This window comes from Frankia sp. CcCS3 (genome assembly GCF_977927575.1).
Map to the genome: position 1 here is coordinate 1 of NZ_CDWRCL010000174.1, position 8803 is coordinate 8803.

Below are 8803 nucleotides of genomic sequence, written 5' to 3' on the forward strand. Positions count from 1 at the left end.
GGGCGATGCCGGCCCGGATGCGGTCCGCCGCTCGGCGGGCGTCGCCGATCGCCGTGCGGGCGGCCGGGCGCAGCCGCGCCGGCAGGCCCGCGACCTCGGCCTCGCGCTCGTCGAGCCAGGAGGCGTAACCGTCGGCGAGGGGTATCAACCCGCGCCGCAGGGCGGCGGGCCCGGCCACGGCGAGAGTGTCCATGGCCAGTTCGACCCCGGCCAGCGGCGTGCCGGGCCCGGCGGGCGCGACCGTCGCCGGCACGTCGTAGGTGGGCAGCCAGGTGGTCTCCAGCCGGTGGGCGCACCGCTCACCGGGCCGGACGTGCGGATGCACCGCGACGTTGCGACCGGTCGCGTAGCGACGCTCCCCCCGGTACAACAACTGTGAGGTGCAGATCCTCGTGATCAGCGTCGAGGGGCGGCGCGCCGGCGAGCGGCGCGTCGCCCTCGGGGGAACCGGAGCCAGGGCCAAGGCCGGTGCCAGAACCGGAGCCGGACCACTCGTCTTCGGGATCGTCGACGGGCAGGAAGACGGCGCGCGCGCCGTCCAGCGCGGTCACCGACAGCGTCGGCTGGAACAGCCACGCCGTGTCCGCGGACGAGGGCGGCTCCGGCTGGCTGTTGACCAGCGTCAGCTCGACGACGCGACGGGCACCGCGCTCGCGGACGGTGACGACGAGGAAGACCCCGGTCTCGTCGTCGCCGACGAGCGGCATCCGCCGGGAACCGGCGCCCAGGTGATCATCCAGGCGGATCTCCCGGTTCGCGAAGACCACCGGTTCGCGGGTCCACGCGCTGCGCTTGCGGCCCTCGTCGTCCTCCACCTCCCGCTTGGTGTAATGCCCCCAGGCCGCCGTGACGGCGAGGACGTCGACCGAATCCGTGCCGGCGGTTCCGGCCAGCCCGGCGAAGGAGAGTCCCATCGACGACGCCCAGATCCGCCCCCGGTTCTGCGGGGTGGCGATCTCCGGCAGGTCGGCGTCCGCGTCGCCCTGCACGGCCGTCTCCGTGTCGGCGACGACGTCCGCGGCGGCGGCCTCCCGGGCACCGCGCGGAGCCGGCTTCGGCCCGAGCATGCCGACGAGGTACCGCTCGCGCGGGCCCATCGCCCTGGGGTGGAACTGCTCGCGCTCGCCGCTCCACGGGCCGAGCAGATGCCGGCGGACGAGTTCGGCGAAGGCATCCCGGACCTCATAGGACGTCGCCGGCTCGAAGAGCTGTGGTGCGTCGAGGACCTCCGCGGCCGTACGGCCGTCGGCGCCCCGGCCGCCGGTGCCACCCACTCCCCCCCCCGGCGCGGCGGGCGAAGGCGGCGCCCCCAGCGGCCCTGGGACCCTCTGCTGCCCTGGGACCCCCGCGGCACGGGGAACAGCCCGCCCTCGGCCTCCGGCTCCACCACGGCGCGTCTCCCCCCTCGGCATCCGCCGGGCCTCGACGACCCGCCACGAATGCTGTGCCCTCGATTGCCGCGTACTCGGTTCACAGGCTACACCACCGTCATCGGCGACGAAAGCCACCATCCCACCCGGGTCCGACACGTCGGCCGGTAAATTTGGGGGACCTGGGCACGGTCTGCGGTCCCTGGACCGTGCCTTGCTCCCCACAATGTGGCCGCCGCGCGCGGTGCCACCGCGCATGGGGCCACCTCGCGATCAGGCGGACCCGACCTCGTGAACGCTCGCGAGTGTCGATGGTCAGGGAATCCGGGCGACGCCGCCGTACCCGCTGACCTGGGCATCGGTCGGGCCGTCCGGGGTCACCTCGGCCCGCCAGCGATGGACGATCTGCACTCCCGGCTCGACGAGCTCCAGACCGTCGAAAAAAAGTTCGACTTCGGCGCGGGTACGCGTCGTGAGGGGGATCCCCCGCTGCCGGTAGACCTCGACGAGCCGTCCGGCCTCCTCCGGCGCGGCATCGGCCGTGCAATGAGTGAACGCCAGATAGCTGCCCGAGGGCAGGGCGTCGAGGTAGCGGCGGACGAGGCCGTAGGGATCCTCGGAATCGGGAAGAAAATGCATGATCGCGATCAGGGACAGTGCGATGGGGCGGCTCAGGTCGAGCGTGTCGCGTACCTCGGCCGAAGCCAGGATCTTCCCCGGTTCCCGCAGGTCGGCGTTCAGATAGGCGATGCGGCCCTCGGGTGTACCGGTCAGCAGGGCGCGAGCGTGAGCGAGGACGACCGTGTCGTAGGCTGTCGGGTAGTGTGCACGGTGCAGGCCGCGATCAGCACCGACAGCGAGGGTGGGCCAGTGGGCGAGCTAGGTGCCGGATTCGTCAGGGTGTCGACGGGTAGCCAGGACGAGACCTCACAGGTCAAGATCCTCGCTGAGGAGGCTGCTCAGCGAGGGATCACGATCGTCAAGTGGTTTACCCTTCACGGGTACTCGGCGAGCCACGGGGCGCAGGAACCGGCGTTGCGTGAGGCAATCGCTGACATTCAGCGTGGGGACTACACGACGCTTTTGGTAACCGAGTCGTCCCGGCTTGACCGTCGCGACGATTTGGATGCGCAGGCGGAGATCTTGCTTGATATTCGGTCTGCGGGTGGCGACATCATCTCGGTTGCCGAACCCCAGTTCGGCAAGACCGATTTCGCCGGTCGTATCGTGACTCTTGTCGCTCAGCATGCGAATTCCGAGAAGTCCAGGACGGTCAAGCAGACCACGTACCGTGGCATCTCGATGATTATTGCCAACGGCGCGCATCACGGTCCGCTGCCGTCGTTCTGGGCGGTCAAGGGGGAACGCTACGCCAAGCAAGCTTATTGCGCCGACCCGGAATCGGTCAGGGACATTTACGAGCGTGTCGCCAACCGCGAATTCCTGCAATCCATCGCCCGGATTTACGATCATCGGTTAAGAACCTTGTCCGGTTCGCGGCGAACCACACAGGGGTCGAGGAATGCCGGTACACGTATGAGGGTACGACCGAAACGTGGATGCATGAGGTTGGACCGGTGGTCGATTCGCCTCTGTGGTGGCGCGCCAACAAGGTGATTGCCGCGAACCTGACGGACGCCAGAGGGAACAAGGGTGGCCGTCCCGTGGCACAGGCCGCCAACTGGATCAGTGGCGTCCTTCAATGCCCATCGTGCGGTGCGAAGCTGCACCTGAACGCCGGTCGCGCTCCGTCCGGAAACCCGCGCACTCCTAAGCTTCGCTGTGGCGGTAACCCCAAAGCCCGCAAGGCGTGCGGTGTCTTCACCGGCTGTGACGCCCGCCCCATCATTGGCATAATCGATTCTATGTTTTCCAGTGACACGACGCCTATTCTCGCTTTCCAGCGGGTGGCGGGGAACGCGCACGAGCCGGACGAGATGCGGGCAGAATTCTCCCGGCTGCAAAGCCGTTTGTCTGTCACGGAAGACGATGACGAACTCGATGCGCTGGTGGCCACCCGCAAGGCTCTGCGGGTGGCCATCGAACAATTCGCGCTTGTCTCTGACGTGTACGACTACACGGAGATCGGGCGGACGGTCAGCGACATGTGGACCAGCGGCGACACCGACAAAAAGCGGGGCATGCTCCGAACGATCATGGCCTCGTGGGGTCTGACGCTTTCCGAGCATGACGGACAGTGGGGAATCAAGATCGGTACGGGTTTCACGGACACGACCGACGCGGACGGAATCGTGGACCTTGGCAACGGGTTCTGTTTCCGTCGGGAAAGCAGCGCGCGGAACGGAGGTTCAGCCGCCCGTCCGCGCTAGGTGGCCTGTGGGAAGGCCGGAAGGACGAGCACGACCCTTCCGGCCTCCAGATGCCCCAGCACATCAGGAAGCCTGAAATCCTGCACCGAGAGAATCACGACGCTCTCACCACGCGGGAGGAGGTCAAGATCGCTGGGAGTCTTGCGGGTAGGTGGCTGTTCGTCGTTACGCGGCTTGGGCAAGGGGCTGGGAGAAAGCGACGGAGGACAGGACCGCGGCGGCGAGGGGGGCGGCACCGCGTTGCCGATTTGGAGAAGCCGGCTGGTGTTGCTGCCCTGCCACGGGTAGTCGGCGGGAAAGGATTGCAGGGCGCCGAACTCGGCGACGGTCAGGGGGTCTACCGGTCCGGCCCACCTGCCGGTTAGCTGTGCGGTGCGGAGGGCGGTGCGGGCGTAGGTTCCACCCCAGGTGTTCCCGTGGGTGGTGACGGTGAAGGATGGCCGGTCGATGATCCCCCGGCCGATGCTGTCGGCCATGCTCCGCCAGGGTTTCAGCGGCGGCGCATATCGCGGGGTTGTCGCACCATATCGGGTGTGACTCGGCGCGGGCGGGCCGACGCTTTCTTGTGCCCGGGAAGCGAGGAGGAAGGCGCGTCGGCGGGTTTGCGGCACCCCGTACTGTTCGGCGGCGAGGATTCCGGTCCAGGTGGCGTAGCCGCCGCGGCGCAGTTCGTAGGCGAACCGTTCCCAGATCGGCAGGACGGCGGGGACTTCTTCCATCGCGATCCACACCCGCCGCAGCACGCGGGCGAACCTCATCGGCTGGTGAATGAGCCGGCCGCGGGGGTCGGCCAGCCACAGCCGTTTTCCCGCGCTGCTGAACGGCTGGCAGGGCGGGGAGGCGATCAGCCCGGTAATCCCGGCGTAGTCGCCCGGGTGGATGGCACCGACATCGTTTTCAACGGTTGCCAGCCCGGCGGCGCGGCGGGTTTCGCAGGTCCAGTGATCCCATTCGACACCGATTTCGGCCAGGCCAAGCCTGGTGCAGGCCGAGCCCCAGCCACCGGGGCCGGCAAAAAGATCAAGCACAGCCGACATTCCTGCTGTCTCCCCTCACAGCAGAGCGGGCAAAGGCGGTGGATAGTTCAGAAAAAAGGGCGTACGCGGTCAGCACTAACCCCGCAAGGCGATTTCTGGAAAACACGCGGCCGACCACCATGGGTGATGCGTGCGCCGGCTTTCACCGGTGCCCTGCCCGTGGTCGGGATGCCAGCGACCACCCCCGGACCGATCACGCAGGGTAGCGGCAACGGTGCCGGGGCGGCGAGCCGGGCCGGGAGGGGGCCACAGCCCTCGTCCCCCCGGGGTTTCGGCGGTTTCACGCTCCGGGCCGCTAACAGGCAAACGAGCAGGTCAGCGGCCTGTGAGGGGGCTAACAGGGGTGCTAACAGTTAGCGGGAGAGCCGCTAATCGTTAGCACCCCGCGGACCGTCAGGCAACCCGCTTCCGGTCACGTTCCGCCACCGCTGCGGCTAGGTGGCGGCGTTCGATCCCACGCCGGTTGAGGACCTTCCCGGCTATCCGGCGGCCGATCTGCACGGTCTCGATTCCGTACGGTTTGAGAACCATCGCGAGCTGATCGGCACCCCAACCTCCGTACACATCCGGCCGCAGCTCGGCGAGCCGGGCGACAACGGTTTCTGACCACACCTTGCCCTCGCCCCCGGGCACCACGGACAGAATGTCGTCCAACAGCGACGGTGCCGATTCCGGCGGGGTGCTGTCCCCGGCGGCCTGCCCGGACAGCCGGCCCGCGGCGATACGGGCTTCCCGCGCCCGCTCGGCGATCTCGTCCGCGATCGGGGCATCGATGTACGCGCAGCGGACAATCATCGGGTCGTCGCTGGCGCCAACCAGATAGCCGATACCCTTGTCCGACGGCCGCAGCGTCGTTGCCTGAATCCCGTTCTTATACATCGACGTCCCCAAGATCATATCGTTTTCGACCTGGCCCATGACCCGCAGACAGAACCTGATCGACACATTCGATGACACCCCGGTCGGCAACGAGGCGGCATCCGGCCGCTGCGTCGCCAGAATCAGAATCACCCCGAGCGCCCGGCCCAGTTTGATAATGTCCGTGGCCAACTCGCCGGCTTCCTTGCCGTAGGCCGGGTGCGCGAACAGGTTCTGGCACTCGTCCACAATCGCGACCAGCGGATGCAACCCGTACGACCACAAACCGGCGATCTGCCGGGTCACCTTCCCATCCGGGCACAGGTCCTTCGGTAGCCGTTTAATCGCCGCGGCCCGGCGGACAATCTCCGCCCGCAGATCCCGTAACGCTTCCAGCACGATTTCCATCGTGGAGTCGTCCAGTCCAGAGGCATAACGGGCGGCGACCTTTTCCGCCGCGTCCAGATCGGCGGTTCCTTTCAGGTTGAACACCCACAGCTCACAGGTGGGGTCGAGTGCGCAGCCGAGCATGAGCACCCGCACCGCCGACGTTTTCCCCGCCCCGGGCAGCGAGCCGACCAGCACATTGTTTTCCGACAAGAGAATACTGACCGGCCGCCCGCGCGGGTCGGAGCCGAACGGCACCGGGGCAAACACGTCCGTCACCCCCCACCGCGTCAGCGGCCAGGCAGCGGCCGGGGCCTTGGACATGTCCTGATCCCCCACCCACAGCACCAGCCGGCCGGCGTGCGCGTCGTGCCCGGCCTCCGGCCACACGCAGCCGATCGGGCGGCGCAGCCCGGACGCGAGCCGTTCCCGGCGTTCCAAGACATCGGACACCGTCACCCCATAGGGAAGATCGACCTCGGCGCGCCAGCCGGGACCGTCCCGCATGATCGGGGAGGGGAAGGTGATCCCACCACCCTCGCGACGCGCCTTGTTGATCTCAGCGATGCCCAGTGCCCCCAGCGCGCGGACGACGATGTCCGCGGTCAGCCGGCCCACCCGGGTCGGGACCACCGCCGGACTCATCAGCGGCCGGTCCGCCGGCGCCCCCAGCACCCCGAGCCCGCCGACCACGGCGACGCCCAGCAGCAGACGCACCCCGGCGGGGGCGGCGCTCCACCACCACACGGCCAGCGCGAGGGCAGGAAAGCCGCCCAGGACGGCCAGGAACGCCCGCGCCCGGGTCCGGGTGTCATGCAGACGGGCCAGCCGCAGATATATCCCGGCGTCTTCCTGGCGGACCGAAGCGGCGATCACCGGCCGGGCGTCGGTGTCGGCCAGCCAGCCCACCACCGCGCCCAGCAGCCGACCGGCGCCGCGCGGGGCGCGGCCGACCAGCCGGGCGGCGTACACCGGCACCCGCACCGCGTGGTAGACCGCGGTGTAGGTGTAGTGGCCCACCGCCCAGCATGCGGCCACGCGCAACGCCGCCCACGAGCGCAGCCACCCCGGGACGATCGGCCGCCGGACACCCGGGCGCGGCTCACCCACCCCCGGCCGGGGAAGCGGAGACGGATCCACCGGCACCAGCGCCACCCCCGCCACCTCCCCCACCGGCACCGGCGCAGGCCGGGCGGGGAGCGGACGGCGGTCCCTCGGCTGGTAGGGGGCCAGATCGGCGCGCGCCGTCTCGACATCCGGCACCCACCCGCCAGACCAGCCAGGCAGGCGAGCCCCCACGGACGGGCCGAAGGAATGATCGGACAGGCCGGAGGGATCGCCGGACGGGTCGGAAGGATGCTCGGACGGGTCGGAGGGATCGCCGGACGGGTCGGAGGATTCACCGGGCGGCAGAGGACTGCGATCGGACATGATGGAAGTTCCCTGTCTGCGTGGGGAACCCGGGGCGCGGTGTCTGTCGTGGCGGTCAGGAACCGCGCCCCGGGGCGAACTCAACGGCCAGGCGGAATACGGCCGAGACGGCGTTGCGCCTCCTCGCGGCGTTGCGCTTCCTGGCGGCGTTGCGCTTCCTGCAGGCGGCGGACATCACCGATGTCGCGCTGTTCCTCGGCGAGCCGGACCAGCAGCAACACCAACAGGCTTCCATCGGTAAGCACGAGCGCCACCAGTATCATGATGAAAAAGAACGTCATCATTAGATCCTTTGTCCTTTCCGCTACACGCCGATGGCCGACACGACGTTGATCACCTGGTTGACGATCTGCTGGATTGTCGGGGCCAGCCCGGAGGAAGCCAGATAGAACCCGAGGACGATGCACAGCAGCGCCGACGCCAGACTCAGCCGGTAAGACCGGACGAGGACCACGACCGCGAACGACAACAACAGAATGATCGAAATACTCACCATGGGACAGGGTTTCCTTTCCTGTACGGGGTGCGGGCTAGTCGTTCGGGTCGGACCCGTCGCTGCCAGCCGGAACATCCTCGTTTCCGGCGTCGTCGGCCTCATCGACGTCGTCAACGTCGTCGATGACCTCGGGGACCTCTGCGTCGGTCATGTGGGGATGGGCGGGCACCGGATCCATCCCGGCCGGAACAGCCCACGTGTTATACGCCTGCCGCCACACCTCCCGCGTCCGCCTATGCCACGTGCCAAGGAGTCGAAATGAAATAACTTGCGCGTTTCGAACCCTCCACAGGCCTGTGACCTGCGATGATGCTCTCGATCACGTATTTGTTACTTCATTACGTCCCCCAAGACGCGAGAAAACCAGATCCAACGCGGCCCGAAGCCGCTCGTTCTCGAAGGCCTCGGCGAGGTACAGGCGGTGCAGCACCGTGCTGGCCGTGTAGCCCTCCACATGCTCGGTATGCGCCTTCTCGACCCGGTTAGCGAGATCGTCCAGGGTCAACGGCCCGAACTCGGCGGCCGACGGGTCCGGCTCAGAACTGGTAGGCATAAATATTCCTCCACAGATAAACAGGAATGGGTGACCTGCCCGCGCCACGGGCAGGAGAACAAGACGTGACACTGAGGTACTGTCATTAAATAAGTTGATCACTTGATCTGTGTTTGGGATTCCCGTGTGATCGCCTCGGTACGGTTATGTCCGTGGTGGACGATCGTTCGGCGAAGTTTGTCGCGATGAGGGGTCGCCTGGAGAAGCAGCGGCCCCATGGGGACGTAATGAAGTAACAAATACGTAATCGAGAGCATCATCGCAGGTCACAGGCCTGTGGAGGGTTCGAAACGCGCAAGTTATTTCATTTCGACTCCCATCTGGACGAACGGCAGTGGCGA

At 67.7% G+C, this 8803-nt stretch carries 9 protein-coding genes and 1 pseudogene; 2 read left to right on the plus strand and 8 right to left on the minus strand.

Features of this window, described 5'->3' with window-relative positions:
• The 3 genes and pseudogenes from AC08OQ_RS14560 to AC08OQ_RS14570 all read right to left on the minus strand — a co-directional run.
• Positions 1-325: pseudogene (locus AC08OQ_RS14560) on the minus strand (hypothetical protein); the annotation flags it as partial.
• A complete protein-coding gene (locus AC08OQ_RS14565) occupies positions 300-1274 on the minus strand; it encodes a hypothetical protein (RefSeq protein ID WP_476601741.1) in 975 nt (324 codons plus the stop codon). The pseudogene AC08OQ_RS14560 and the gene AC08OQ_RS14565, both read right to left, overlap by 26 nt.
• A gap of 411 nt (positions 1275-1685) precedes the next feature.
• Positions 1686-2207 (minus strand): SAM-dependent methyltransferase, encoded by a 522-nt coding sequence (locus AC08OQ_RS14570; protein ID WP_476601747.1) that lies wholly within the window; start codon positions 2205-2207, stop codon positions 1686-1688.
• Here AC08OQ_RS14570 and AC08OQ_RS14575 point away from each other — a divergent pair.
• Positions 2157-2987, plus strand: a complete 831-nt coding sequence (locus AC08OQ_RS14575) for a recombinase family protein (RefSeq protein WP_476604602.1) — start codon at positions 2157-2159, stop codon at positions 2985-2987. The two genes, AC08OQ_RS14570 and AC08OQ_RS14575, sit on opposite strands and share 51 nt — an antisense overlap.
• On the plus strand, positions 2948-3700 hold the full coding sequence (locus tag AC08OQ_RS14580) for a hypothetical protein (RefSeq protein WP_476601743.1): 753 nt from the start codon (positions 2948-2950) through the stop codon (positions 3698-3700). The genes AC08OQ_RS14575 and AC08OQ_RS14580 overlap by 40 nt, the downstream gene beginning before the upstream one ends.
• Here AC08OQ_RS14580 and AC08OQ_RS14585 read toward each other — a convergent pair.
• The 5 genes from AC08OQ_RS14585 to AC08OQ_RS14605 all read right to left on the minus strand — a co-directional run bounded on the left by AC08OQ_RS14585 (position 3697) and on the right by AC08OQ_RS14605 (position 8462).
• The gene (locus AC08OQ_RS14585) at positions 3697-4737 is read right to left on the minus strand and encodes a DNA cytosine methyltransferase (RefSeq protein WP_476612118.1); all 1041 of its coding nucleotides are present in this window, start codon (positions 4735-4737) and stop codon (positions 3697-3699) included. The genes AC08OQ_RS14580 and AC08OQ_RS14585 overlap by 4 nt on opposite strands.
• 393 nt (positions 4738-5130) lie before the next feature.
• Entirely contained in the window at positions 5131-7413 is a 2283-nt protein-coding gene (locus AC08OQ_RS14590) for a cell division protein FtsK (RefSeq protein ID WP_476604604.1), read from the minus strand.
• An 80-nt stretch (positions 7414-7493) separates the two neighbouring features.
• Positions 7494-7694, minus strand: coding sequence for a hypothetical protein (locus AC08OQ_RS14595; RefSeq protein WP_476604605.1), 201 nt, complete (start codon positions 7692-7694; stop codon positions 7494-7496).
• Between the two features lie 23 nt (positions 7695-7717).
• Positions 7718-7909, minus strand: a complete 192-nt coding sequence (locus tag AC08OQ_RS14600) for a hypothetical protein (protein WP_462189029.1) — start codon at positions 7907-7909, stop codon at positions 7718-7720.
• A 319-nt stretch (positions 7910-8228) separates the two neighbouring features.
• Complete coding sequence (locus tag AC08OQ_RS14605; RefSeq protein WP_462189030.1) at positions 8229-8462, minus strand: hypothetical protein; 234 nt, start codon at positions 8460-8462, stop codon at positions 8229-8231.
• Positions 8463-8803: the final 341 nt, after the last annotated feature.